Genomic DNA, 22,656 nt, shown 5'->3' on the forward strand with positions numbered 1-22,656 from the left:
GGCGCGGTGAGGTGGTGCCGGCGGAGGGACTCGAACCCCCGACCCCCTGATTACAAATCAGACGCTCTACCAACTGAGCTACGCCGGCGTGACGGGCCCGCAATAGCGCGGCTGGGAAATTCGCGCAAGACGCCGCTCAGCGGGAACGGGCAAGATCGGCGCGGGCTTGATCTGCGCGGGCGAGGATCGCGACCGCGACAAGGCCCACCGCGCAGACCAGCAGTGCGGCGGGCGAGGCATCGCCGAGGTTCTCGAGGCTCGCTTTTTCCTGCGTGCGCGTGGCCAGCGTCTCGAAATTGAACGGGCGCAGCAGCAGCGTCGCGGGCAGCTCCTTCACGCAGTCCACGAAAACCAGAAGCAGCGCCGAGCCGACCGAGCCGCGCATCAGTGGCAAGTAGAGGCTGCGCAGGACGCCGCCCGGCGTACGCCCCAGCGAACGCGCGGCCATCGGCAGCGAGGGCGGCACGCGCCCGAAGGCGGCGTCGCTCGCCCCTTGGGCAATGGCGAAGAATCGCACCACATAGGCGAGGATGATCGCGAAGGCCGACCCCGTCAGCAGCAGCCCGGGATCGTGGCCGGTGATCGCCAGCACGGTGTCGGCCAGCATGTGATCGAGACCGGCGAGCGGGATCAGGATGCCGACCGCCAGCACCGCCCCCGGCGCGGCATAGCCCAGCGTCGTCAGCGGAAGTACCGCGCGCGGCAGGCGCTGTCCCGAAAGGCGCACCCCGTAGACCATGAACAGCGCCAGCGTCACCGTGATCGTAGCGGCTGCCCCTCCGGTCAGGATCGTGTGCCACAGCGCGAGCCCAAGGCCCCGGCCGAACCACGCCTCGGGATTGGCGAGCGCATGACCACCCATCACCGCGACCGGCAGCACGAAGCCCAAAGCCACCGGGAGCACGCAGGCCAGCGTCGCCACCCAGCCAGCCGCACCTTTCAGGCGTTGTGGCTGCACCGGGCGCGCCTGACGCGCGCTTTGGTAATAATGGACGCGGCGGCGGGAGAGCTTCTCGAGCATAAGAAGCGCGAGGACGATCCCGAGGATCACCAGCGCGAGCTGCGCCGCCCCGCCCGCATTGCCGCCCGACAGCCATGTCGAGAATATGCCCGTGGTTAGGGTCTGCACGCCGAAATGATCGACGACACCGAAATCCGCCACCGTCTCCATCATCGCGATCGCGGCGCCCGCGGCGATGGCGGGACGCGCGAGCGGCAGGCCCACGCGCCAGACCATCCCCCACGGCCCGGTGCCGAGGGCGCGGGCGACCTCGTAGCTGGCGCCGGATTGCTCGCGCAGGGCCGCGCGGGTGATCAGGTAGATATAGGGGTAAAGCGCGGCCGAGAGCACGACCACCGCCGCCTCGCGCGAGCGGATCTCGGGGAACCAGTAGTCACGCGCCGAGGCCCAGCCGAAAGCGCCGCGCATCGCGGTCTGCACCGGGCCGGAATAGTCGAGAAAATCGGTGAGGGCGTAAGCGCCGACATAAGCCGGGATCGCGAGCGGCAGAAGCAGCAGCCATTGCAATATGCGATGCCCCGGGAAGCGATACATCACGACAAGCCACGCAGCCCCTGCCCCGACAGCTGACGCCAGAAGCCCCACGCCGCCCGTCAGCACCGCCGTATTGATCAGGTAACGCGGCAGCACCGTCGCGATCAGATGCGGCCAGACATTGTCGCGCGGATCGAGCGCCATCCACCCGACAGCCAGGATCGGCGCCAACACCAGCACCGCGATCACCACGGCCCCGAGCGACCACAGCCCACCCGCCGCACGCAAGCGTCCGCGCAGGGCAGGCGCAGGGGGGATAGAGAGGGATTGGATGGATTTGGGCACGGGCTTTCCCGATCAGTTTTGTCGGAATTGTCTCGCCCCTCCTACCCCGAAACACATTTGCCTGTCCAGAACGGAGCGGCTAGAGTGAGCGGCAACAATAAGGGCTTGACCAGCCAGACGATATTGAGGCGCGCAGAATGAAAGTCGTTTTCCATCTCGGAGCGCATTCGACCGATGAAGATCGCATCGTGGGCGCGCTTTCGAGCAACGAGCGGCTCCTCGAGTCTCACCGCATCGCCGTGCCCGCGCCCCGCAGCTATCGGATGGTGCTGCGCGATGCGCTGGTCTCGCTGAAAGGCGGCCCTGCGCCGCAGGATGTGCAGGACGCGATCATCGAGGCGAGCACCGAGGCGCCGGTGCTGGATCGGCTAGTGTTCAGCCACGCGTTTTTCCTGTGCATCCCCGAGCGGGTGATCACCAAGCGCGGCTTCTACGCGATGGCGCCGGGCAAGCTCGCGCCGCTCGCGAACCTCTTTCCCGATGCGGAGACTGAGTTCCATCTCGCGCTGATCAACCCCGCGAGCCTGATCCCCCAACTGGTCGCCCGGCTGCCCAAGCGCAGTTACGAGCAGATCATGGAAGGGCACGACCCGCGCGAGCTGCGCTGGGAGCCGCTGATCCGTCAGATGGTGGAAGCCGCGGGCGGGCGGCGTTTCGTGATCTGGTGTAACGAGGATTTGCCGCTGATCTGGCCCGAGGTACTGCGGTCGGTCGGCGGGCTGCCGGAGGATCAGGCGCTCAAGGGCGACATGATGGTGCTGCGTCAGATCATGCCCGAGGAGGGGATTGAACGGCTGCGCAGCTATTTCGCCGCGAACCCGCCGAAATCGGTTCTGCACCGGCGCAAGATCGTGGCGGCCTTCCTCGACAAATACGCCCAGCCCGAGGCGCTCGAGATCGAGGCACCGCTGCCGGGATGGACCGATGAGCTGGTCGACGAGATCACCGCGCAATACGATGCCGACGTCGCTGCGATCGCGCGGATGCCCGGTGTGGAATTCATCGCCCCCTAAGCAAAGGGCGCGGTTCGCGCCGGATCATCGCCCGGCGCGCAGTGCCGGCGCGCAATGGCGCTCAGCCCATCCCCAGCGCGGATTTGTAGAGGTCGAGAATCGCCTCTTCCTCGGCCACGTCATCCTTGTCGCGTTTGCGCAGGGCGACGATCTTCTTGAGCACCTTGGTGTCGTAGCCGCGGGCCTTGGCCTCGGACATGATGTCCTTCTGCTGCTCGGCGATGTCTTTCTTCTCGGCTTCGAGGCTCTCGAACTGCTCAACAAACTGGCGCAGCTCATCGGCGGTGACATTGTAGGCGGCATCGTTGGGCATGGGCCTCTCCTGCTTGCGAACGGGGGTCGGCGCTCTGACTAGCCTGAGCGTCTGCGCGCATCAAGAGGCGGCGCGCGCGGATCGGCGGGTTATGCAAGGACGCCCGCCCCTCCCGCTTCTTCCCGCAAGATCGCGGGTGCCCGCGTTTTTCTTGCCATACCCCCCGCGACGGGCTAGGCAGGCGCGCGCAACTTTCGGAGGCCGCAATGGAAAATCTGATCTGGGCAGGGGCCGTCGTCTCGGTGATCGGGCTGTTCGGCATCCTCTATTGCATCGTCAAAGTGGCCAGCGCCAAACGCGCCGGCCTGCCCGATGAAGAGCTGCGCGCTCGGCTGCAAAAAATCATCGCGATCAATATGGGCGCGCTGTTCGTGTCGGTGATCGGGCTGATGATGGTGGTGCTGGGCATCTTCCTCGGCTGAGGCGGCCCTGCCCCTTCAAGCACGTCCCCTCACGCGTCGTCGAGATCGGCGAAGCATTTGCCGTTGCGGATCAGCACATCCCAGAGCGTGACCGGCTCGGGCGCGCCCTCTTCGGCCAGCTCGCGCAGCAGCTTGCGCGTCCCAAGAAGGCCCGCGCGGTCGGCGGCGAACATCACGCCGCCCATCTGCGGTGCGAAGCCCAGCACATGGCGCGCCGCGACGTCGATATCGCCCGCCCGATGCGCCTGCGCGTGCTGCAAGAGCCCCGCGCCGCAATTGGCAAGCTCGGCCAGAATCCGGGCGCGGATGCGCGCATTGGACAGACGGCGCGGCACGATTCCGGCCTCGTCGCGCAAAGCCGTGAGCGCCTCGGCCTGATCGGGCACCGGGCGCGGCGTGCCCTCGGACCAATCGTAAAAGCCCTGTCGCCGCGCGCCGGTCGCAGCGGCATCGAGCGCGAGCAGGCTGAGAAGCGGGCCGAACGGGCGATGCAGCCGCACGAAATCCTCCAGCACGGCGTCGACGCCCAGCCGGTCGGCCAGCTCCAGGGGCGGGCGTGTGCCGCCTGCCTCGCGGATCGCCGCATCGACCTGCGCGACCGAAGCCCCGGCCAGCACCGCGCGCTCTGCCGCGGCGATATAGGCGACGCGCAGATGATCGGCGATGCCGCCCGCGCCCGGGCCACTGCGCAATACCTGCGCCCCACCCTGCCGGAGCAGCCCAGCCATCGCGTAGAGATCGGCAGGCAGCGCGCCCTCGGGCGGCACGAGCTCACACAGATCGCCGGTGCAGCGCAGCCCGAAGTCCTCCGCGCCGTCAGCCAGATCATCGGCGTTGCGCGCGCTCAGCGGCGCGGGCGGGAAATTTCCTTTGCCCGAGGCGATCAGCGCATCCGAGCCCGACAGCCCCTCGCGGGTCATCGCCGCGCCAAGCCGCGCCCAATCGGCCTCGCGAATGTCGGGTGACAGAGCGCCGGACTGCACCGCGATCTCCTGCTTGCGCGCGATATCGGCAAAAGCCGTCTCGATCGCGGCGGGGTCGCTTGCGCCGAACACGACTTCGTGCCCGGCGGCAAGCAAGCCTCCGGCCATCGCGGCGGGCTGATCCCAAAGGCCGATGCGCAGCGGCGCGGGCGCGGTAGGCGTGCCCTCGCCGGGCAGATGCGCGGCGCGGCGCGTGGCCCGTGCGGCGTGGCGCAACGCCTGTGACAGCGGCGCCTCGAGCAATTCCTGCAAGGCGACCGCCTCGACATCGAGCGCCTCGTCGAGCGGCAGCAACAGCGCGCCTTCGACCACTTCGAACAGGCGCGCGCCGACCGGCGCAAGCGCGCCCTTTCCCAGCTGTGCCCGCAGCGGCGCGAGATCGTTGAGATAGGTTGCGGGATCGTCGAGCGCGGTATCGGTGCGCGGTACACCCTCGGCGATCAGCATATCGAGAGCGGCGGCAATCTGGCTGCGATCGGTCGCGCCCAGCACAAGATCGCATTGGCCCTGCGCCCGGGCGGGCTCGGCCTCGACCTCCTCACCGGCGGCCATGATCGCAAGCGCCCGCGCGCCGCCGATCCGCCGTGCGAGCCGCACGAGGCCGCCTGCACCGACGAAGCCGCCAAGCGCGAATTCCGGCGCCGCGAAACAGGTGTCGGGATCGGCGATGCGCAGATCGGCGGCCTGCGCCAGCGCCATCGAGCCGCCCGCGATCCGCCCGGAGAGCCGCGCAAGAACCGGCAGCTCGAGCGCCCCGAGTCGTCGGCAAAGCTCCGGCAGGCTCGGCACCTCTTCGCCCTTCGCCGGGCGCGGCATGATTTCGTCGAAATCGTCCAGCGGATCGGGCGCGCAGGGCCAGCCCGCCGCACCGCCCTGCAGGACCAGACCGCGCAGGCTCTCGTCGCCTTCGACCCGGTCGAGCACGCCGCCGATCGCGCGGCGCATCTGGGCCGTGATACCGGCCCGCGCGCCCTGATCGTCAAGCGCCGCGAGCGTCAGCCAAGCAAGCCCGTCCTGTGTGCGAAATTTCACCCGGTTCGCCATCGTCCCCCACTTGTGGCGGGGCATTCCGTGCGATCCACCGCCGCGCGAAGTTTAAAGCGAAGCAGGTTCAAAACAAAAGGGAAATCGCGCATCCCCGGGGGATGCGCGCAGGGGCAATTGACTGCCCCTGCCTGTTTGAAACGATAGGCCTGAGGTTACTGGCGGGTCGCCTTCGCGCCCGGTGCGTGCGCCCGGCAAAACGGCGTTGCGGGCAGAAGGTCGAGCCGTGCCTCGTCGATGCGCTCGCCGCAGGTGACGCAATAGCCGTATTCGCCCGCCTCGATCCGGGCCAGGGCGGCGTCGATCGCGCGGATCTCGGACTGCGCCGACTGGCCGAGGTCTTCGAGAACCTCGTCGCTCTCATGCTCGATCGCGGCGTCGTCCCAATCCTTTTCTTCGTGGCTCTCAAGCTCGGATTCGACCTGCGCCATCCGTTCCGAGAGTTGCGCCCGGCGGGTTTCGAGTTCGCTCTTGCGCGTTTCAATCGACTTCATCCTGTCCTCCTTGATCGATACAACCACCTAAACAGGCAAGCATTTATCCGCCTTGACGCAAATCAACCGGTCGCACTCACGCACATATGCAGATATCAAATTGCTTGCACCGTCACGGGCGTGAGGTCTAGCATTACAACTCTGACGGGTCCGGGAGAGCCCGTTCGATCCGCAATTGAGCACAGGGAGAGCTCATGCATCAAGATTGGATTTGGGGCCTCGTCGGAGGCCTGATGATTGGCGCGGGCGCTGGCCTGTTTCTGCTGGTCAACGGCCGGATCATGGGCGCAAGCGGCATTATCGGCGGCTTGGTCGACGGCTCGGGCCGCGAGACTGTGTCCGAGCGCGTGGCCTTCCTCGGCGGGCTGATCGCGGTGCCACCGCTTCTCGTGCCGCTTTACACAACAGTCGACACCCATATGACCAGTTCCGTCTGGGTGATCGTAGCCGCAGGCCTGATGGTGGGCCTGGGCACGCGGATCGCGAATGGCTGCACCTCGGGCCACGGCGTCTGCGGCATCTCGCGATTTTCGCTGCGCGGGATCGTCGCCACCGCCTTCTACCTGCTCGGCGGTGCGCTGGTCCTCGTGATCTTCCGGCATTTTCTGGGAGTGATCTGATGCGCAATTTCTTCGCATTCCTCTCGGGAGGGCTGTTCGGCGCGGGGCTTCTCGTGGCGGGCATGGTCGACACGAAAAAGGTGCAGGGCTGGCTAGACGTGTTCGGCGACTGGGATCCGACGCTGGCCTTCGTGATGGGCGGCGCGGTGAGCGTGATGTTCTTCGTCTGGATCTTCGCGAAGCGCCGCGAAACCTCGATGCTGGGCTCGCCGATGCCGGGGCCGTTTCCGCGGCTCGTGGATCGCAATCTCGTGCTCGGCTCGCTCCTGTTCGGCGCGGGTTGGGGCCTTGCGGGCCTGTGCCCCGGCCCCGCGATGGGCTCGCTGTCCTTCAATGGCTGGGAGGGCTGGCTGTTCCTGATCGCGATGGGGGTCGGGATGGCGCTCGCACCGCGGGCGAAAGCGTGGCTGAGCCTGTTGGATCGCAGCACGCTGGAAGTGCCGCCCTGCGAGAACGGGACCAAAGAGGCGTCCGCGACCTCGGCGACGCGCGGCGCATAAGCCGCCGCCGCAGCCTGCTTTCGCGCCCCCTAGGACGGGGGCGCGGTCACATGCCCGACTGGATCTTGAGCGGCGGCAGCGCGTCGTCGTCTTCTGTCGAGGAGAGCGCATCAAGATCGAGTGGCTCTCCAAAATCCATGTCGGGTTCAAACCCGTCAAACCCGCGCGGCTCGGGCGCGGGGACGGCATCGACGCCACCCTCCGGGTCATAGGCCGGATCGAGCGGGTCGCCGAGACTGGACAGGCCCGGCACCGCGTCGAGCGTCGGAGCCTGCGCATAGGGCGACGCCCCGGCATCGAAAGCGTCCGCCCCCCGGCCAGCACCATTCGCCGCCTCGCCTTCCTCGCGCAGGCGCAGCGCACGTAGCCCGTGGCTTTGGCCCAGTCGGGCGAGCGAGAGCTTGCGCCGTCCCTGCGCCTCCAGTGTGATCTTCTCCAATGCGTCTTCCGGAATCGGGATCTCGGTGCCGGGGCGCAGCGTCAGCACGGCAGACAGCGGCAGGGTGACGCGGTGCAGGACCGCTTCGAGCTGCGCGGAGGCCGCCAAAATGGAGCGCTCAAACGTGTCGGACCAGTCGCGCGCGGGGTCTTCGGGGATGAAGCTTTCCGCCTGCGGCCGCGCGCCGCCCTCCGCATTTTCACCCGCCGTCGGGGCCGCGCGGCGCATCGCGGCGCCCCGCCCTTCGCGCGGAACCGCCCAAAGGAAGCCGCCGCTGCGTTCGCCCCCGGTGCCGAAGCCAAGCTGCGCCGTCCAGACGCGGTAGCTGACATCTTCCAGCAGCAAACCAAGCGGCCGGGGATCGTCGAGATGCGAGGCGAAGCGGAAGCCCCCGGCCCAGGAAATCGCAGGGTCACTGATCAAACCCTCCTCGATCTCGGCCAGCACCGCATCGACGAAATCGGCGGCGATGGCGGCATCGATCCGGGTGGGTTTGCGCGGGGCGGGCATGATCTTGCCGAACCGCCCCATCGTCTGCATCTCGATCAGCGTGGCCAGGGTGGCAGGCGGCAATGCGAGGACGCCAAGCGCCTCCCCCGGCCCTTCGATCACCGCGAGCAGCGACAGATCTTCGAGCATCTCGGGCAGATCGGCGAGCGACCGTGTCGCCTCCTCGATCGAAGCGACCTGCAGCGGCAGTTCGAGCATATCCTGCGCGACCTTGGACAGCGCGAGCGTGATCGCGCGCGCAGGCGTGATCGGGGCCGTGCCCGCACCCGCCTTCGCCGCCTCGGTCTTGCGCCGCAGCACCGATGTCTCGCGCTCGTGAACCATGGCCTCCATCCACCCGCCTTCGGGGTCTCATGGCTCAGCTTTGCCCGATCGAGGTTTACAAAACGTTGAAAATACCAAGAGTTTCGCCGCTTAGCGCGAAAGGGCCGCGCTCTCGGAGGGCTGATCGGAGGGCGCGCGCTGATCGCTGCGCCTCAGCGGCAGACTGATACGGAACGCGGCCCCGCCCTGCCCGGGCACGTAATCGATCGTGCCGCCCAGATTGGTCATAATTTCGCGGCAGATCGCGAGGCCGAGGCCCGCGCTGCCGGCGCGGCTTTGATCGGTCAGGCGGGCGAATTTCTCGAAGATCAGCTTCTGGCTCTTCTTCGGAATGCCCGCGCCGTTGTCGATGAAGTCGATCTGCACGCGCTTGCCGCGGCGCTTCACCTCGATCCGCAGCACTGCCTTCTCGGCATCGCAATATTTCCGCGCGTTCGAGATCAGGTTGATCATCACCTGCACCAGCCGATCGGCATCGGTGAAGATCGGCATATGTTCGGTCGGGAAATCGCGTTCGATGCGGAAGGCGCGCTCGGGCTGGGTCGAGGAGGCCGATTGCACCGCGCGGTTGATCAGGTCGTGCAGATTGGCGACCGAGACATTGAGCTGTGCGCGGCGGTTCTCCAGCACGGAGAGATCGAGCAGATCGTCGAGCAGCCGGGTCAGGCGGCGCGCTTCCTCATGGATGATCTCGGCATATTGGGCGCGCATCGAATCCGGGAGATCGGGCTCCATCAGGATTTCCGAGAAGGCGCGGATCGAGGTCATGGGCGTGCGCAGCTCGTGGCTGATCTGGCTGAGGAAGCTGTCCTTTTGCACCGACAGATCCTGCAGCTTGTCATTGGCCTCGCGCAGCGCGCGCGCCACCCGCGCGAGCTCCTCGGACTTCGCCTCGAGCCGGGCGGTGTATTCCTTGGCCTCCGCCGTCTCGCCCGCCACGGCGATCAGGTCCTGCATCGACACGGAGGTGCCCCCGGTCAGTTGCGCGATCATCGCATGCGCGGTCGAGGCCCCGACCGAGCCCGCCAATTTCCGCTCCAGCCGGGCGAGAAAATCGGGCGTGGTGTCGGGCAGGAACCCGGCCTTGCCCTGCCCCGCGGCCTGCGCCTGAAAGAAGTGCTGCGCAGGTTCGGCGCCCAGAATCCGCTGCGACATCGAGAGCAGGTCTTCTGCCTCGGCGCCGCCTTGCACCCAAGAGCGCGCGGCGGGGCTTTGATCGTAGATGTTCACGAAGGCCACGCCCTGCAGCCGCTCCATCGGGCCGGGGAAGGACAGCATCGAGAAGACCAGAAAGGCGAGCGTGTTGAACAGCAGCGACCAGAACAGCGCATGCAGCAGCGGGTCGAGCCCCGCGATCCCGAACAGCGCATGCGGGCGCAGCCACTCGAACCCGAACAGCCCGTGATCCAGAACGATCTGCGGTATCAGCCCGGCATCGCCTACCGAGGGCAGGAACAGCGTATAGGCCCAAAGCGCGAAGCCGATCACCAGCCCCGCCGCCGCCCCCACATGGGTCGCGCCGCGCCAGAAGATGCCGCCGATCAGCGCGGGCAGCACCTGCGCCGCGCCCACGAAGGCGATCAGGCCGATCGCCGCCAGCGCCTCGGAGCCGCCAGACATCCGGTAATAGGCATAGCCCATCGCCAGCACCGCGATGATCGAAACCCGGCGCGAGGCCAGAACCAGCCCGCGCACATCGCCCTGGGCGCGCGGGCCTTCGCGGCGCAGCGCCAGCCACAGCGGCGTCACGATATGGTTCGAGACCATCGTCGCGAGCGCAATGGCAGCGACGATCACCATCGACGTCGCCGAGGAAAACCCGCCGAGGAAGGCCAGCAGCGCCAGCTTCCCCTGCCCCTCGGACAGCGGCAGCGTCAGCACGAACAGATCGGGGTTCGCGCCCTCGGGCATCCGCTCCAGCCCCATAACCGCGATCGGCACGACGAAGAGGCTCATCAGCATCAGATAGGCCGGAAAGGCCCAGCTTGCGGTCGCGAGGTGCCGCTCGTCGACATTCTCCACGACCAGCACCTGAAACATGCGCGGCAAGGTCAGGATCGCGGCCGCGGAGACGAAGGTCAGCCCCGCGAAGCGTCCCGGATGGAGATCCCATTCCGCGATCTTCGAAGCGTCGATCCGGGAGAGCATGTCCATCGGCCCGCCGCCCAGTCCCCAGACGACGAAGACGCCCACCGCGACCAGCGCGACCAGCTTCACCACCGCCTCCAGCGCGATGGCGGTGACGACCCCGTGGTGTCGCTCGTTCGCGTCGAGATTTCGGGTGCCGAAGAGGATGGTGAAGATCGCAAGCCCGCCCGCGATCCATAGCGCCGTCGCGCCTTGATCGGGCAGCGCCCAGCCTTCGGGCGTGCCAGCCGCGAAGACGCCGAAGCTCAGCGTCACCGATTGCAGTTGTAGCGCGATGTAGGGCGTGGCGGCGGCGACCGACATCAGCGTGACGATAACGCCCAGCGTGTTCGACTTGCCGTAACGACTGGAGATCAGGTCCGCGATCGAGGTCACGCGATGGGTGCGCCCGATCCGCACCAGCTTGCGCAGCACCCACCACCAGCCGACGAAGACCAGCGTCGGGCCAAGGTAGATCGTCAGGAATTCCAAACCCGACCGCGCCGCGTAACCGACCGCGCCGTAGAAGGTCCAGGCGGTGCAATAGATCGACAGCGACAGCGTGTAGATCACCGGCGAGCGCAGAAAGCGCAGGCGGCGGCGCTGTGCGCGGCGTTCGGCCACGAACGCCACCGAGAAGAGCACGATCACATAGGTCAGGCAGACCGCGACGAGATTATTGAAGGGCATCTCAGCCCTCCGGCGGCGGCGCGTCCGACGCGCGGCTGGCGGTTGCGGCGGCGGTCGGGGCCTCGCCCTCGCCATTGCCTTCGGGCACGTCCTCTGCGTTGAGCACCGGGCCAAGCCCGCGGGAGATGGCGAAAGCCGCGAGGATCAGCACGATCCAGGCCGCGAAAAGGTAGAGCCCGCCACGCCCGGTGTCGGGCACAGGGGTCTGCGCCGGGTGCCACAGACCCGGCATCATGATCAGCACCAGTCCGACAATCGGCAAAAGCCGCGCCGCATCCATCAGGCGGCGGCGGCGATAGGAACGGCGGGCAAGAAAGAGCGGCTGGCCCGTCTGCGGCATCAGGCGGGCTCCCGGCGCGCAGCGCCCCCGCCGGTGATCGCTTCGAGCTGGTCGAGCACGTCGCCATTGGCAAATGGCTTGGCGAGGAAGGCCGTCGCACCAGCGCGGGTCGCGGCATCGCGGTCGCGCCCCTGCCCACGCGCGCTGAGCATCAGAACGGGCAAATCGCGCAGAGCGGCATCCGCGCGCATATCGGCAAGGATTTCCAGACCGGAGCGCCCCGGCAGCATCAGATCTAGGATGATTGCATCGGGCGGATCGCCGGTGATGCGCGCCATTGCCCGCGCGCCGTCTTCGAGCACCGACACCGTCCAGCCCGCACGCGTCAGGATGAACCGGATCGCTTCCGCGATATGCGGCTCGTCCTCGATCAACAGCACCTGTCTTTGCGCCATAGCCATCCCCCTCACCCGACTATCGCCACCGTGTCGCGCCCTGTCAAACCCTCACGCCCTCCCCGCCGACGCATCCGCGACGATCGAGGGCTCGCGCCGCCCCGGACACTCGCCACGCGGACAGATCCGGCACGACGCGCCGATCGGGCGCGCCGGAGCATCAGCGCTCTGCGCGGGGGCTGGCAGGATCAGCATGGTGGCGCGCATCAGCACCGGACCGTCGAACCCCGTCGGGCGCGGCTCCGAGACGGCATAGGTCAGGAAGCGTTGCGGCAAGCGCCCCGCCATGTCGACCAGCGCCCGGATCGGCTGCATCGGTCGTGCAAGCGCCTCATAGAGCGGCCAGAGCGGACAGGCAGCGGCGAAGCGCGGCAGCAGAAACCCGGGGGCTGCGCGGCGGAAGGTCAGCGTGCCCGAGCCGTCGCAGACCACCAGCCCCGGTTGCCCCAGACCCGGCGCGCCCTCTGGCAACGCCGCGAGCCGCCGCAACACCTGCGCAAGCGGCACGGCGAAGCGCGCCGCCAGCGCGCCCGGGTCGGGGCCGAGCTCGGCCAGCGCCGCCAGCACCGGGTCCAGCGGCAAGGCGCGCGCATCCTCCGCCTGCCGCTGCAAATGGCCGCGCGCCAGTTCCCGGGCCGCCGAGGACGCCAATTCCGGCGCGCCCGCGATCAGCTCGACCGGATCGGCCCCGCCTCCCTCCAGTTCCGGGAAATGCCAGCCGCGCGCCTCGAGCCACGCCTCCAACTGCTCCTGCGGCGAGGACAGGCCGGTCTCGGCGGTTTCCATCTCGTCGAGATAGCCGACCAGCGCCTCCGCCGTTCCCGACAGGCGCAGGCTTTCCTCCTGGATCGTATTGAGAAACCGCGCGCGCCATTCCGGCTCGATATCCTCGGTCTCGACAAGGATCGCGGCGGTGGAGCGCAGCGAGGTCACCGCCGAGAGCACCTCATGCAGCGAAGTCAGCAGGAACGGGTCCTGCGCCATCCGCTCGGCATAGGTTTCGACCACGCGCTCCAACTCGGCCAGCCGCGCCTGACGGTTCACCAGAAGCGCGGCCCATGCGGGAAAGCGACCGACGAATTCCTCGATCCGGTCGAGATCGGGCGCGGCCTGGCTGGTACCGCCTGCGCCATTGCCGCTGCCTGTCTCCGCCAGTTCCAGCGACGCGACCGCTTCGCGCAGCCCGGCGAACAGCGCGCCTTCCGCCCCCTCGCCCAGCGTGACCGGATCGACGCCCATCGCGCCTGCGATCCGCTCGATCAGGGCATCGCTGACACGGCGGCGGTTGTGTTCGATCAGGTTGAGATAGGCCGCCGAAATCCCGGAGGCCCGCGCCAGTTCGGCCTGTTTCAAGCCAAGCGCATTGCGCCGCTCGCGGATGCGGGTGCCGGTCAGCGGGGAACGGGCCATGTAAACTCCTCCTGCACCCGTTTTTACAAACAAGTGCAGAAGAAGAAAATAGTTTTACAGCGGTTTACAGGACCTCAGCAGGATCCCGTTCCAGAGGGCGCGACCGTGGCCATGCCCGATATGCCCCCGACACCCGGCTCGCATTCCCCGATATCGCGTTCAAGCTGCGTACAGCCTGCAAACGCGACCAGCGCGACGAGCGCGGCAAGCTGTGCGGCGGTTGCGAAAAAGCGGTTTTTCATGGCTCTCTCCAATTCTCGGCATGGGACGATTTCCCCATATGTCATTCTACCCATATGTCATTCTACATTGCCGGCCTGTTCGCTCTATGATCGACATCAATTCCCGGCCCGATTTGACAGCTTCGCCCAATGCGCCATCATCAATGCGGCAGCGCAGCATAGCGCGCGGCAATTCGCGGAGACCCGGATGGAGCCCGAGACGATCGAGACCGAACTGGCCAGCGCCATCGATACGGCGCAGAAATTCCTGCCGGACTGGGCCGTGGCGCTGATCGCCTATGTGATGGCGGCGCTGATTGCGCTGCTGCTGTTTAGGGTGTTGTTCACGGCGCTCAACCGCGCGGTGGCCGATCGCGATCTGTTCTGGCGCTCTCTCGTCGCCCGCGGGGCGCAACCGATGCGGTTGATCCTTCTGATCGCGGCACTTGGCTTTGCAAACGGGCTCGCCCCGACAAGCCCGGCCGCGACAACGGCGATCACCCATATTCTGCTGGTCGCGCTGATCCTCTGCCTCGCCTGGATCGCCTATACCGCGCTTTACATCTGGACGACGATCCACCTGCGCCGCTTCAAGCTCGACGCGGAAGACAACCTGCTGGCGCGCAAGCACGTCACCCAGACCCGCATCCTGATGCGTGTGGCCAAAGTGATGATCGTGATCCTCGCGGTCGCAGCCGCCCTGATGACCTTCCCCGCCGTGCGCCAATATGGCGTGTCTCTTTTAGCGGCGGGTGGGGCCGCCGGCATCGTGGTTGGTCTTGCACTGCAGCCGGTGCTCAAGAACCTCTTTGCGGGCATCCAGCTTGCCCTGACACAGCCGATCCGCATCGACGACGCGCTGATCGTCGAGGGCGAATGGGGAAATGTCGAAGAAATCACATCGACTTACGTTGTCATCCGCATCTGGGATTGGCGGCGGCTCGTGGTACCCTTGAGCTATTTCATCGAGCAACCTTTCCAGAACTGGACCCGCGAAAGCGCCGATCTGATCGGCACCGTCATGATCTATCTCGACCACACGGCCGACGTCGCCGCGATCCGCGCGAAGGCCGAAGAGATCACCCGCGCCGATCCGCTCTGGGACGGCAAGGTCTTTGCCCTGCAGGTGACCGATTTCCGCGAGCGGGTAATGGAGGTGCGTATCCTCGCCTCCGCGCGCAACGGTCCGCGCACCTACGATCTGCGCTGCCATATTCGCGAGGAGCTGGTGGCGTGGATTCAGGCCGAAATGCCGCATGCCCTGCCCCGCACGCGGGCCGATCTGTCGCCAGCGGAGTCTGCATTCCTCGGCACACCCTCTGGCGAAGCTTCGTCAACTGACGCGCCCTCCCGCTAAGGGCTCGTTGCAGGCACACTCCAACAGGCCGCCGCGGTTCGCCGCTAATCGAAGGCCCCGAAATGCGCCCCGTAATTCACCGCGCGGTTGGAGCACTTATCCATCGCATCCACGAGCCATTGGCGATCGGGCACAGGTCTGCCGATCAGATGGTGCCCGAGCGCATCTTCGCCCTTCGCGATATTGCCCGCAACATCGCCGCTGAATGTCAGCAGGCGCTTCAGCCAGAAATCCTGCGCCTGCCCGATATATCCCCCGCTTCCGCCGCCCGAGAGCGCACGGACCACGGCGAGGCAATAGGCGGCCTCGATCGGCTGGGTGGGCGTGTCGAAAAGGTAGCTCGGCGGAGCCGCGAACTGGCTTTTCCATGCGAGGTAGAACAGCCCGCCCGCGACGCTGATCACGACGACCGCGTAGAACGCGGTCAGGGCCGGGTGCGTGCGCTGCTGACGCCTGCGAGCCCGTGCGCGGGCGCGCGCACGCTGCGCGGTCATTGATCGATCGGCCATGCGAGTGCCTCCTGCCGCTCAGCAAAGCCGATTCCCCTTAAGAAACCCCGAATATGAAAAAGCCCCCCGGCGCACCGGAGGGCTTCGTGTTTCGCGAGAGTGTCTCTCTTATTCGAGGCCAGCCTTGTCGGTCACATCATGGGTCCAAGCGCCTTCCGGCTTCTTGGTGATGACCGGGTCCGAACCGCCCGACATCAGAACGTCGACCGTGCGCTCGTAATCGGCAGGGTCGAGCGTGCCGTTCGAGCCAGCGGTCAGCTTGGAGACTTCTTTCATCATGCCGACTTGGTGCTCCATCGTCTGCGCACCGGTCTCGTCATTGTCGAGAATGATCTGTGCGGCTTCGTCGGGATGCTCCTCGGCGTATTTCCAGCCTTCCATCGAGGCTTTCACGAACTTCGCCATCTTGTCGACGAAGGCCGGGTCCTTGAGGTTCTCTTCGAGCACGTAAAGACCGTCCTCGAGCGTCGCGACACCTTCGTCTTCATACTTGAAGGTCACCAGCTGGTCGGGCTGAATGCCCGCTTCGAGCACCTGCAGATACTCGTTATAGGTCATGGTCGAGATACAGGCCGCCTGCTTTTGCAGCAGCGGATCGACGTTGAAGCCCTGCTTGAGCACGGTCACGCCATCGTCGCCGCCTTCGGTCGAGATGCCGAGATGGTTCATCCAGCTCAGGAACGGGTATTCATTGCCGAAGAACCACACGCCCAGCGTATGACCGGGGAAGTCCTCGGGGGTCTTGATGCCGCTTTCCTTGAGGCAGGTCAGCATCATGCCCGATTTCTTGAAGGGCTGAGCGATGTTCACGAGCGGCAGCCCTTTCTCGCGGGCTGCCAGCGCCGCCGGCATCCAGTCGACGATGACATCGGCGCCACCGCCTGCGATCACCTGCTCGGGCCCGATATCGGGGCCGCCCGGCTTGATGGTCACGTCGAGGCCCGCATCCTCGTAGAAGCCCTTGTCGAGCGCGACATAGTAGCCCGCGAACTGGGCCTGCGTGACCCATTTCAGCTGCAGCGTCACGTCCTCGTTGGCCCAAGCGGCCCCCGCCATGGTGAGGCTTGCGGCCACCCCTGCGATCAGTTTCTTCATCTTTCACTCCACTGTTGGCCCCGGATCTTTACGCCCGGGATTTTAGGTTTTTCTCAGGCTCTTCCTTGCCCTTACGTCCGGGCCCGTTGCGACGGGTGCCAGAAAGTCACCAGCTTCTCGATCAGGGCGACAAGCCCATAGAAGCCCGAGCCCGCGAGGGCCGCAACGGTAATTTCCGACCACACGAGCGGCAGATCAAGCTGCCCCACCGCGGTCGAGATGCGAAAGCCCATTCCTTTCGTCGGGCTGCCGAAAAATTCGGCAACGATCGCACCGATCAAAGCCAGTGTCGTCGCGATCTTCAACCCATTGAAGAGAAACGGCATCGCCGCTGGCAGGCGCATCTTGAAAAGCCCCTGCCAATAGCTTGCGGAATAGGTCGCCATCAGGTCGCGCTGAAGCGCATTCGTGGCCGCCAGACCCGCCACCATGTTCACGAGAACGGGGAAGAAGACCATGACCACGACGACCGCCGCTTTCGACTGCCAGTCGAAGCCGAACCACATCACGAGGATCGGCGCGATCCCGACGATCGGCAGGGCCGCGACGAAGTTCCCGATCGGCAGCAGTCCGCGTTGCAGGAAGGGCGAGCGGTCGATCAGGATCGCCACCACCACCGCCGCGCCGCAGCCGATGATATAGCCCGAAAGCGCGCCTTTCAGGATCGTCTGCACGAAATCCTCGCGCAGCACATCGGTCGAGGCCATCAGGCTCGCCGCGATCTGGCTTGGCGCGGGCAGGATCACCGGGCTGATATTCAGCCCACGAACCAGACCTTCCCACAGAAGCAGAAGGGTGATGCCGAACAAGGCCGGGATCAGGAAACGCGCCCAACGCTCCGAGCCGTGATGGCGCGCAAGCCAAGTATTGAGCGCCCAGGCCGCCAGCCAGAAGACGATTGCGAAAATAAGCCAGCTCATTGCACCATCCCCATCCGCTTGAGGGTGATTTGTTCGATGATACCGACCACCACCACGAGGATCGCCGCGAGCGCTGCCGCTGCGAACAGAGCGGACCAGATCTGCACCGTCTGCCCGTAATAGCTGCCCGACAGAAGCCGCGCGCCAAGCCCGCGGGTCGCGCCCGCCGGCAGTTCGGCCACGATGGTGCCGACGAGGCTCGCCGCCACGCCCACTTTCAGCGAGGCGAAGAGGTACGGCATCGACGACGGCAGCCGCAGCTTCCAGAAGGTCGCGCCCTGGCTCGCATTATAGGTCTTCAGAAGATCGAGCTGCATGTGATCGGGCGCGCGCAGCCCCTTCACCATGCCGACGAGCACGGGGAAGAAGCTCAAGTAAGCCGCGATGATCGCCTTGGGCAACAGCCCGGTGATCCCGAGGCTCGCGAGAACCACGATCACCATCGGCGCGATGGCGAGGATCGGGATCGTCTGGCTCGCGATCGCCCAGGGCATCACGCTCAGATCCATCGCCCGGCTATGGGTGATCCCCACCGCCAGCAGAATGCCCAGACCGGTGCCCAGCGCGAAGCCCGCAAGCGTCGCCGAAAGCGTGATCCAGCCGTGGAAAACGAGGCTGCGCTTGGAGGTGACCTTCTGCCCGGCCACACCTTCCCAAAGCCCGACAGCCACCTGATGCGGCGCGGGCAGGACTGGGCGTTTCTGGGTCAGCGTGTCGGTGACAAGCTCGGAGAACGTGACCTCTTCACCGGCGCGTGCCGCCTGATCGTAGGTCCATTGCGAATTCATCCAGACGGTGGCTGCGTACCAAAGCAGCAGGATCGCGGCGAGAACCGTCAGAACGGGTGCGATCATCTTCATGAGACCGCCCTCCCCTTCGGCTTGGCCGAAATATCCTCGGGGGGTGAATGGCGCAGCCAGAGGGGGGCGGACAGCCCCCCGCTCGCGGTAGAGGTCATCGCGTCATTCATCATAGGCATGCCCCGCCCGAAGCCCCTCGCGCACCCGGTGCGCGATTTGCAGGAATTCCTCGCTGTCGCGGATGTCGAGCGGACGCGGCCCTTTCGGCAACGTGCTCTCGATCACCTCGTGGATGCGGCCCGGACGGGGCGACATCACCACGATCTTGGTCGAGAGATAGACCGCTTCCGGGATCGAGTGGGTCACGAAGCCGATCGTCTTGTTGGTGGCCGACCAGAGCTTGAGAAGCTCCTCGTTGAGCTTGTCGCGCACGATCTCGTCGAGCGCGCCGAAAGGTTCGTCCATCAGCAGGATCTCAGCGTCGAAGGCCAGCGCCCGCGCGATCGAGGCGCGCTGCTGCATGCCGCCCGAAAGCTGCCACGGAAACTTTTTCCCGAAGCCTTCGAGGTCGACCAGCGAGAGCACTTTTTCAACACGCTCTTCCTGCTGCGCCTTGGAATAGCCCATGATTTCCAGCGGAAGTTTCACATTCCCCGCAATCGTGCGCCAAGGGTAAAGACCCGCCGCCTGGAACACGTAGCCGTAGCTGCGGGCCTTGCGGGCTTCCTCCGGCGAGATGCCGTTCACGGTCAGCGAGCCGCCCGTGGGCGTCTCCAGTGCCGCGATGCAGCGCAGGAAAGTCGTCTTGCCGCAGCCCGAAGGGCCGATGAAGCTCACGAATTCGCCCTTCTCGATATCGAGATCGATATCTTTCAGCGCGTGAACCGAACCGTCCCCCGTCTGGAAAGTCAGATTGAGCCCGCGGGCCTGAATTACCGGTGCTGCCGTCATCCGCGCCTCCACAGGGTTTTATCCGCAATCTCGACGCTGTTGCCCGCCGGGTCGCGCAGGTAGATCGACCGCGCCCCGTTCGGCCAATAGAAGTCGGCCTCAATCTCTACGTTGTTGTCCCTCAAATGTCGTTCCCATTCGTTGAGTTGATCCGCATCCGCCGCGAGACATACATGCCCCGGTCCGACCGCGCCATGCGGCGGAACCGGCAGCGCCGCCTCCGGGTCGGGTGGCTGCTGCGTGGCCTGAGCGATGAAGGTCAGGATCACGCTATCGCCGCAGCGGAAAAAGACATGCCGCCCGTCGCGACGGGTTAGCCGCTCGAGCCCCAGCAGCCCGCCGTAGAAGGCTTCGGTCGCGTCGAGATCCTCGACATAGACCGCAGCCTCCAGAACGCCGGAACTGACCGGGGCCGCCATTGCGCCTTATACCCCGGTCGCCGGGATACCGCTGCGTTCGACCGGACGCGGCGCGGTGAGCTCTTTCCAGGTGGACAGAGCCTTGGTCACCGGCATGCCCGGATCGCGGGCGACGAATTCGCCGTGGCCCTCGGGCGTCTGGATCTTGCCATCGGCCCAGGCGACGACACCGCGGCTGAGCGTATAGCGCGGCAGACCCTTGACCTCTTTGCCCTCGAAAACGTTGTAATCGATGGCAGATTGCTGGGTCTTGGCCGAGATCGTCTTGGTCGCTTCCGGATCCCAGACCACGAGATCGGCATCCGCGCCGACCAGAACCGCGCCCTTCTTCGGATAGACGTTGAGGATCTTTGCGATGTTGGTCGAGGTCACCGCCACGAATTCGTTCATCGTAATCCGGCCCGTCTCGACCCCATAGGTCCAGAGCATCGGCATCCGGTCTTCCAGACCGCCGGTGCCGTTCGGGATTTTTGTGAAATCGCCCACGCCATAGCGTTTCTGCTCGGTCGAGAAGGCGCAGTGATCGGTCGCGACCACCGAAAGCGAGCCCGAGGCCAGACCAGCCCAGAGGCTGTCCTGATGCTGCTTGTTGCGGAAGGGCGGCGACATCACGCGACGTGCGGCGTGATCCCAATCCTTGTCGAAATACTCGCTCTCATCGAGCGTGAGGTGCTGGATCAGCGGCTCGCCCCAGACGCGCTTGCCCTGCATCTTGGCGCGGCGGATCGCTTCGTGGCTCTCCTCGCAGGAGGTGTGCACGACATAGAGCGGCACGCCCGCCATATCGGCGATCATGATCGCGCGGTTGGTGGCTTCGCCCTCGACCTGCGGCGGGCGCGAATAGGCGTGCCCCTCGGGGCCATTATTGCCATCTGCCAGCAGTTTTGCGGACAGCTCTGCCACGACGTCGCCGTTCTCGGCATGGACCAGCGGGATCGCGCCAAGCTCGGCACACCGCTTGAAGCTCGAATAGAGCTCGTCATCGTTCACCATCAGCGCGCCTTTATAGGCCATGAAGTGCTTGAAGGTGTTGATGCCGCGCTCCGTGACCTGCTTCATCTCGTTGAAGACCTGCTCGCTCCACCAGGTGATCGCCATGTGGAAAGAGTAGTCGCAATGCGCGCGGGTCGATTTATTGTCCCAGCGCTTGAGCGCTTCCAGCAGGCCCTCGCCCGGCGCGGGCAGCGCGAAATCGACAACCATCGTGGTGCCGCCGGCCAGCGCGGCACGGGTGCCGCTCTCGAAATCGTCGCTCGAATAGGTGCCCATGAAGGGCATCTCGAGATGGGTATGCGGATCGATCCCGCCCGGCATCACATAGCAGCCGGTCGCGTCGATCTCTTCGTCGCCTTTCAGGTTCGGGCCGATCTCGATGATCTTGCCGCTATCGATCAGCACATCCGCCTTGTAGGTCAGATCCGCGGTGACGATGGTTCCGTTCTTGATGACTTTGGTCATTGTTTACCTCCCACGAAGGTCTTCCGCCTTCGATTTGGTTCAAATATCCCGGGGGTGAGGCGCTTAGCGCCGAGGGGGCAGCGCCCCCTCTTCCGCCCGTCTCAGCTTACGATTTCCGCGGATTCCAGCACGGCGTGGAACAGCACATCGGCGCCCGCGCCCGCCCAGTCCTTGGAGATATCCTCGGCCTCGTTATGGCTCAGCCCGTCGACGCAGGGGCACATCACCATCGCCGTCGGCGCGACCGCGTTGATCCAGCAGGCATCGTGGCCCGCGCCCGAGATGATGTCGCGATGCGAATAGCCCAGACGCTCGGCGGCGCTGCGCACGGCGCTCACGCAGGTCGGATCGAAGGTGACCGGGTCGAACCCGCCGGTCTTCTCGAACTCCACCTCAAGGCCCATCTCGTCGCAGATCTTCTTTGCTCCCTCGCGCAGTCGCTTTTCCATATCCTCGATCACGCTCAGATCGGGCGAGCGGAAATCGACGGTGAACACGGCCTTGCCGGGGATCACGTTACGCGAATTCGGGTAGATGTCGATATGGCCAGCCGCGCCCACCGCATGGGGCTTGTGCGACCAGGCGATCTCGTCGACCAGTTCCAGCACGCGCGCCATGCCGAGACCCGCATTCTTGCGCATCGGCATCGGGGTGGAGCCGGTATGCGCATCCTTGCCGGTGATCGTCACCTGGGTCCAGCTGAGGCCCTGCCCGTGGGTGACGACACCGATATCCTTGCCTTCGGCTTCGAGGATCGGGCCCTGCTCGATGTGCAGCTCGAACATCGCATGCATCTTGCGCGCACCGACCTCTTCGTCACCGACCCAGCCGACACGCTTCAGCTCGTCGCCGAATTTCTTGCCTTCCGCGTCTTCACGATCGTAGGCCCAGTCCTGCGTGTGGATGCCCGCGAAAACGCCCGAGGCCAGCATCGCCGGAGCGAAGCGCGTGCCCTCTTCGTTGGTCCAGTTGGTCACGACGATCGGGTGCTTGGTCTTGATCCCGAGGTCGTTCATCGAGCGCACCGCCTCCAGCGCGCCGAGCACACCGAGGACACCATCGTATTTGCCGCCCGTGGGCTGCGTGTCGAGGTGGCTGCCCATATAGACCGGCAGCGCATCGGGGTCTTCGCCCGCGCGGGTCGCGAACATGTTGCCCATCGTGTCGACGCCCATCGTCATGCCGGCATCTTCGCACCATTTCTGGAACAGCGCGCGGCCTTCGGCATCCGCATCGGTGAGGGTCTGGCGATTATTGCCCCCGGCGACGCCGGGACCGATCTTGGCCATCTCCATGAGACTGTCCCAAAGGCGATCGGGATTGATGCGGAGGTTTTCTCCGGGTGCTGACATTTCATAACTCCCTGTCGGCTGCGTGGGGGTTATCCCCTCTTGCGACGAATCTTTTTCTGACCGTATGGTCAGGTTGAGTGGGCCACGGTCTGACCATTCGGTCAACAAAA

Annotated in this window: 23 protein-coding genes and 1 tRNA gene; 5 read left to right on the forward strand and 19 right to left on the reverse strand. The window is 65.9% G+C overall.

Annotated elements, in window-relative coordinates; all coding sequences use genetic code 11:
• Positions 1-12 precede the first annotated feature (12 nt).
• Both ACZ7GB_RS02290 and ACZ7GB_RS02295 read right to left on the reverse strand, forming a co-directional pair.
• Positions 13-88, reverse strand: a tRNA-Thr gene (locus tag ACZ7GB_RS02290).
• A 48-nt stretch (positions 89-136) separates the two neighbouring features.
• Positions 137-1,699, reverse strand: coding sequence for an ABC transporter permease (locus ACZ7GB_RS02295; RefSeq protein WP_472157902.1), 1,563 nt, complete (start codon positions 1,697-1,699; stop codon positions 137-139).
• A gap of 278 nt (positions 1,700-1,977) precedes the next feature.
• Here ACZ7GB_RS02295 and ACZ7GB_RS02300 point away from each other — a divergent pair, with 278 nt between their 5' ends.
• Positions 1,978-2,853: a hypothetical protein gene (locus ACZ7GB_RS02300; RefSeq protein ID WP_472157536.1), complete on the forward strand. Its 876-nt coding sequence runs from the start codon at positions 1,978-1,980 to the stop codon at positions 2,851-2,853.
• Between the two features lie 61 nt (positions 2,854-2,914).
• Here ACZ7GB_RS02300 and ACZ7GB_RS02305 read toward each other — a convergent pair whose 3' ends face one another.
• Positions 2,915-3,166: a DUF2312 domain-containing protein gene (locus ACZ7GB_RS02305; protein WP_078539603.1), complete on the reverse strand. Its 252-nt coding sequence runs from the start codon at positions 3,164-3,166 to the stop codon at positions 2,915-2,917.
• A 206-nt stretch (positions 3,167-3,372) separates the two neighbouring features.
• Between ACZ7GB_RS02305 and ACZ7GB_RS02310 the strand changes: the two genes are divergently transcribed.
• Positions 3,373-3,588 carry a hypothetical protein gene (locus ACZ7GB_RS02310; RefSeq protein ID WP_075774390.1) on the forward strand — a complete coding sequence of 72 codons (216 nt, stop codon included), beginning with the start codon at positions 3,373-3,375 and terminating at the stop codon, positions 3,586-3,588.
• 29 nt (positions 3,589-3,617) lie between these two features.
• Here ACZ7GB_RS02310 and ACZ7GB_RS02315 read toward each other — a convergent pair whose 3' ends face one another.
• Positions 3,618-5,639 (reverse strand): enoyl-CoA hydratase-related protein, encoded by a 2,022-nt coding sequence (locus ACZ7GB_RS02315; protein WP_472157537.1) that lies wholly within the window; start codon positions 5,637-5,639, stop codon positions 3,618-3,620.
• Between the two features lie 131 nt (positions 5,640-5,770).
• Positions 5,771-6,109 (reverse strand): TraR/DksA family transcriptional regulator, encoded by a 339-nt coding sequence (locus ACZ7GB_RS02320; RefSeq protein ID WP_078539605.1) that lies wholly within the window; start codon positions 6,107-6,109, stop codon positions 5,771-5,773.
• A 194-nt stretch (positions 6,110-6,303) separates the two neighbouring features.
• On the opposite strand from ACZ7GB_RS02320, the gene ACZ7GB_RS02325 reads away from it, so the two are divergent.
• Together ACZ7GB_RS02325 and ACZ7GB_RS02330 are read left to right on the forward strand one after the other, a co-directional pair.
• Positions 6,304-6,729 carry a YeeE/YedE family protein gene (locus ACZ7GB_RS02325; protein WP_078519514.1) on the forward strand — a complete coding sequence of 142 codons (426 nt, stop codon included), beginning with the start codon at positions 6,304-6,306 and terminating at the stop codon, positions 6,727-6,729.
• Complete coding sequence (locus tag ACZ7GB_RS02330) at positions 6,729-7,229, forward strand: DUF6691 family protein (protein ID WP_078519515.1); 501 nt, start codon at positions 6,729-6,731, stop codon at positions 7,227-7,229. The genes ACZ7GB_RS02325 and ACZ7GB_RS02330 overlap by 1 nt, the downstream gene beginning before the upstream one ends.
• A gap of 46 nt (positions 7,230-7,275) precedes the next feature.
• Here the strand turns inward: ACZ7GB_RS02330 and ACZ7GB_RS02335 are convergent, their stop codons facing one another.
• The 6 genes from ACZ7GB_RS02335 to ACZ7GB_RS02360 all read right to left on the reverse strand — a co-directional run bounded on the left by ACZ7GB_RS02335 (position 7,276) and on the right by ACZ7GB_RS02360 (position 13,706).
• Positions 7,276-8,511, reverse strand: a complete 1,236-nt coding sequence (locus ACZ7GB_RS02335) for a FliM/FliN family flagellar motor switch protein (RefSeq protein ID WP_472157538.1) — start codon at positions 8,509-8,511, stop codon at positions 7,276-7,278.
• An 81-nt stretch (positions 8,512-8,592) separates the two neighbouring features.
• A complete protein-coding gene (locus tag ACZ7GB_RS02340) occupies positions 8,593-11,319 on the reverse strand; it encodes an ATP-binding protein (RefSeq protein WP_472157539.1) in 2,727 nt (908 codons plus the stop codon).
• 1 nt (position 11,320) lies between these two features.
• Positions 11,321-11,659, reverse strand: coding sequence for a hypothetical protein (locus tag ACZ7GB_RS02345; protein WP_472157540.1), 339 nt, complete (start codon positions 11,657-11,659; stop codon positions 11,321-11,323).
• Positions 11,659-12,054 (reverse strand): response regulator transcription factor, encoded by a 396-nt coding sequence (locus ACZ7GB_RS02350; RefSeq protein ID WP_075774383.1) that lies wholly within the window; start codon positions 12,052-12,054, stop codon positions 11,659-11,661. Before ACZ7GB_RS02350 ends, ACZ7GB_RS02345 begins: the two co-directional genes overlap by 1 nt.
• A 51-nt stretch (positions 12,055-12,105) precedes the next feature.
• The gene (locus ACZ7GB_RS02355) at positions 12,106-13,464 is read right to left on the reverse strand and encodes a short-chain fatty acyl-CoA regulator family protein (protein WP_472157541.1); all 1,359 of its coding nucleotides are present in this window, start codon (positions 13,462-13,464) and stop codon (positions 12,106-12,108) included.
• A gap of 74 nt (positions 13,465-13,538) precedes the next feature.
• Positions 13,539-13,706 carry a hypothetical protein gene (locus tag ACZ7GB_RS02360; RefSeq protein ID WP_165756911.1) on the reverse strand — a complete coding sequence of 56 codons (168 nt, stop codon included), beginning with the start codon at positions 13,704-13,706 and terminating at the stop codon, positions 13,539-13,541.
• A 187-nt stretch (positions 13,707-13,893) separates the two neighbouring features.
• On the opposite strand from ACZ7GB_RS02360, the gene ACZ7GB_RS02365 reads away from it, so the two are divergent.
• Positions 13,894-15,042 carry a mechanosensitive ion channel family protein gene (locus tag ACZ7GB_RS02365; RefSeq protein WP_472157542.1) on the forward strand — a complete coding sequence of 383 codons (1,149 nt, stop codon included), beginning with the start codon at positions 13,894-13,896 and terminating at the stop codon, positions 15,040-15,042.
• Between the two features lie 44 nt (positions 15,043-15,086).
• Here ACZ7GB_RS02365 and ACZ7GB_RS02370 read toward each other — a convergent pair whose 3' ends face one another.
• The 8 genes from ACZ7GB_RS02370 to ACZ7GB_RS02405 all read right to left on the reverse strand — a co-directional run bounded on the left by ACZ7GB_RS02370 (position 15,087) and on the right by ACZ7GB_RS02405 (position 22,546).
• A complete protein-coding gene (locus ACZ7GB_RS02370; RefSeq protein ID WP_143594663.1) occupies positions 15,087-15,551 on the reverse strand; it encodes a hypothetical protein in 465 nt (154 codons plus the stop codon).
• A gap of 108 nt (positions 15,552-15,659) precedes the next feature.
• A complete protein-coding gene (locus ACZ7GB_RS02375) occupies positions 15,660-16,646 on the reverse strand; it encodes an ABC transporter substrate-binding protein (protein WP_078519523.1) in 987 nt (328 codons plus the stop codon).
• Between the two features lie 71 nt (positions 16,647-16,717).
• Positions 16,718-17,566, reverse strand: coding sequence for an ABC transporter permease (locus tag ACZ7GB_RS02380; RefSeq protein ID WP_078519524.1), 849 nt, complete (start codon positions 17,564-17,566; stop codon positions 16,718-16,720).
• Positions 17,563-18,426, reverse strand: a complete 864-nt coding sequence (locus ACZ7GB_RS02385) for an ABC transporter permease (protein ID WP_078603862.1) — start codon at positions 18,424-18,426, stop codon at positions 17,563-17,565. The genes ACZ7GB_RS02380 and ACZ7GB_RS02385 overlap by 4 nt, the downstream gene beginning before the upstream one ends.
• Before the next feature lie 102 nt (positions 18,427-18,528).
• Positions 18,529-19,317: an ABC transporter ATP-binding protein gene (locus ACZ7GB_RS02390; RefSeq protein ID WP_078603863.1), complete on the reverse strand. Its 789-nt coding sequence runs from the start codon at positions 19,315-19,317 to the stop codon at positions 18,529-18,531.
• Positions 19,314-19,736: a VOC family protein gene (locus ACZ7GB_RS02395; protein ID WP_078539616.1), complete on the reverse strand. Its 423-nt coding sequence runs from the start codon at positions 19,734-19,736 to the stop codon at positions 19,314-19,316. The genes ACZ7GB_RS02390 and ACZ7GB_RS02395 overlap by 4 nt, the downstream gene beginning before the upstream one ends.
• 6 nt (positions 19,737-19,742) lie before the next feature.
• Positions 19,743-21,194 (reverse strand): dihydropyrimidinase, encoded by a 1,452-nt coding sequence (gene hydA / locus ACZ7GB_RS02400; RefSeq protein WP_078539617.1) that lies wholly within the window; start codon positions 21,192-21,194, stop codon positions 19,743-19,745.
• A gap of 101 nt (positions 21,195-21,295) precedes the next feature.
• Positions 21,296-22,546, reverse strand: a complete 1,251-nt coding sequence (locus ACZ7GB_RS02405; protein ID WP_078519529.1) for a Zn-dependent hydrolase — start codon at positions 22,544-22,546, stop codon at positions 21,296-21,298.
• Positions 22,547-22,656: the final 110 nt, after the last annotated feature.

The organism is Thioclava sp. PTB-PU3-1, assembly GCF_055666785.1.

Excerpts from the sequence above, each read along its gene's own strand:
- ACZ7GB_RS02405 (WP_078519529.1), bottom strand. The coding sequence starts at position 22,546 with ATGTCAGCACCCGGAGAAAACCTCCGCATCAATCCCGATCGCCTTTGG.
- ACZ7GB_RS02350 (WP_075774383.1), bottom strand. The coding sequence starts at position 12,054 with ATGGCGCAAAGACAGGTGCTGTTGATCGAGGACGAGCCGCATATCGCG.
- ACZ7GB_RS02340 (WP_472157539.1), bottom strand. The coding sequence starts at position 11,319 with ATGCCCTTCAATAATCTCGTCGCGGTCTGCCTGACCTATGTGATCGTG.
- ACZ7GB_RS02320 (WP_078539605.1), bottom strand. The coding sequence starts at position 6,109 with ATGAAGTCGATTGAAACGCGCAAGAGCGAACTCGAAACCCGCCGGGCG.
- ACZ7GB_RS02390 (WP_078603863.1), bottom strand. The coding sequence starts at position 19,317 with ATGACGGCAGCACCGGTAATTCAGGCCCGCGGGCTCAATCTGACTTTC.
- hydA (WP_078539617.1), bottom strand. The coding sequence starts at position 21,194 with ATGACCAAAGTCATCAAGAACGGAACCATCGTCACCGCGGATCTGACC.
- ACZ7GB_RS02330 (WP_078519515.1), top strand. The coding sequence starts at position 6,729 with ATGCGCAATTTCTTCGCATTCCTCTCGGGAGGGCTGTTCGGCGCGGGG.
- ACZ7GB_RS02305 (WP_078539603.1), bottom strand. The coding sequence starts at position 3,166 with ATGCCCAACGATGCCGCCTACAATGTCACCGCCGATGAGCTGCGCCAG.
- ACZ7GB_RS02365 (WP_472157542.1), top strand. The coding sequence starts at position 13,894 with ATGGAGCCCGAGACGATCGAGACCGAACTGGCCAGCGCCATCGATACG.
- ACZ7GB_RS02380 (WP_078519524.1), bottom strand. The coding sequence starts at position 17,566 with ATGAGCTGGCTTATTTTCGCAATCGTCTTCTGGCTGGCGGCCTGGGCG.
- ACZ7GB_RS02300 (WP_472157536.1), top strand. The coding sequence starts at position 1,978 with ATGAAAGTCGTTTTCCATCTCGGAGCGCATTCGACCGATGAAGATCGC.
- ACZ7GB_RS02370 (WP_143594663.1), bottom strand. The coding sequence starts at position 15,551 with ATGGCCGATCGATCAATGACCGCGCAGCGTGCGCGCGCCCGCGCACGG.
- ACZ7GB_RS02345 (WP_472157540.1), bottom strand. The coding sequence starts at position 11,659 with ATGCCGCAGACGGGCCAGCCGCTCTTTCTTGCCCGCCGTTCCTATCGC.
- ACZ7GB_RS02385 (WP_078603862.1), bottom strand. The coding sequence starts at position 18,426 with ATGAAGATGATCGCACCCGTTCTGACGGTTCTCGCCGCGATCCTGCTG.
- ACZ7GB_RS02310 (WP_075774390.1), top strand. The coding sequence starts at position 3,373 with ATGGAAAATCTGATCTGGGCAGGGGCCGTCGTCTCGGTGATCGGGCTG.
- ACZ7GB_RS02375 (WP_078519523.1), bottom strand. The coding sequence starts at position 16,646 with ATGAAGAAACTGATCGCAGGGGTGGCCGCAAGCCTCACCATGGCGGGG.
- ACZ7GB_RS02325 (WP_078519514.1), top strand. The coding sequence starts at position 6,304 with ATGCATCAAGATTGGATTTGGGGCCTCGTCGGAGGCCTGATGATTGGC.
- ACZ7GB_RS02295 (WP_472157902.1), bottom strand. The coding sequence starts at position 1,699 with ATGGCGCTCGATCCGCGCGACAATGTCTGGCCGCATCTGATCGCGACG.
- ACZ7GB_RS02315 (WP_472157537.1), bottom strand. The coding sequence starts at position 5,639 with ATGCCCCGCCACAAGTGGGGGACGATGGCGAACCGGGTGAAATTTCGC.
- ACZ7GB_RS02395 (WP_078539616.1), bottom strand. The coding sequence starts at position 19,736 with ATGGCGGCCCCGGTCAGTTCCGGCGTTCTGGAGGCTGCGGTCTATGTC.
- ACZ7GB_RS02335 (WP_472157538.1), bottom strand. The coding sequence starts at position 8,511 with ATGGAGGCCATGGTTCACGAGCGCGAGACATCGGTGCTGCGGCGCAAG.
- ACZ7GB_RS02360 (WP_165756911.1), bottom strand. The coding sequence starts at position 13,706 with ATGAAAAACCGCTTTTTCGCAACCGCCGCACAGCTTGCCGCGCTCGTC.
- ACZ7GB_RS02355 (WP_472157541.1), bottom strand. The coding sequence starts at position 13,464 with ATGGCCCGTTCCCCGCTGACCGGCACCCGCATCCGCGAGCGGCGCAAT.